1 pseudogene is annotated in these 668 nt (G+C 64.5%); it reads left to right on the top strand.

Annotated features, from left to right (window positions below):
- Positions 1-6: 6 nt before the first annotated feature.
- Positions 7-668 (top strand): annotated as a pseudogene (locus ITJ66_RS20285) (hypothetical protein); the annotation flags it as partial.

Here is a 668-nt window from a genome sequence, read left to right as displayed (position 1 = left end):
TTGACGATGGTGAAGTCTGCTGATCCGGCTCAGGCCGGGAAGGTGGGGGACACGATCACGTATTCGTTCCTGTTCACCAACACGGGCAACGTCACGATGACGGGCATCACGGTGAAGGAGGGCTCGTTCACTGGGACGGGTGAGTTGGGTGAGATCACGTATCCGACGCGCACGTTGGCGCCGGGTGAGCAGACCACTGCGACGGCACCGTATGTCCTCACGCAGGCTGATGTCGATGCCGGCAAGGTGACTAACACGGCTACTGGTGAGGGGACGCCGCCGACGGGTCCGCCGACGGAGACCCCGCCGACGGAAACGACTGTGACCGTTGACCCGAACCCGTCGCTGACGACCGTGAAGTCCGCTGACCCAGCCCAGGCCGGGAAGGTGGGGGACACGATCACGTACTCGTTCGTGATCACCAACACGGGCAACGTCACGTTGACGGACGTCACCGTGCAGGAGGGCTCGTTCACTGGGACGGGTGAGTTGGGTGAGATCACGTATCCGACGCGCACGTTGGCGCCGGGTGAGCAGACCACTGCGACGGCACCGTATGTCCTCACGCAGGCTGATGTCGACGCCGGCAAGGTGACCAACACGGCCACGAGCACTGGAACGCCGCCGGATCCGAACACCCCGCCTCCGACGTCTCCGCCGAGCGAGAC

The organism is Plantibacter sp. VKM Ac-2885, from assembly GCF_015351205.1.
Lineage (GTDB): Bacteria > Actinomycetota > Actinomycetes > Actinomycetales > Microbacteriaceae > Plantibacter > Plantibacter auratus.
The sequence above is the reverse complement of the archived record's forward strand: the minus strand, read 5'-3'. Positions and strand labels throughout refer to the sequence as shown.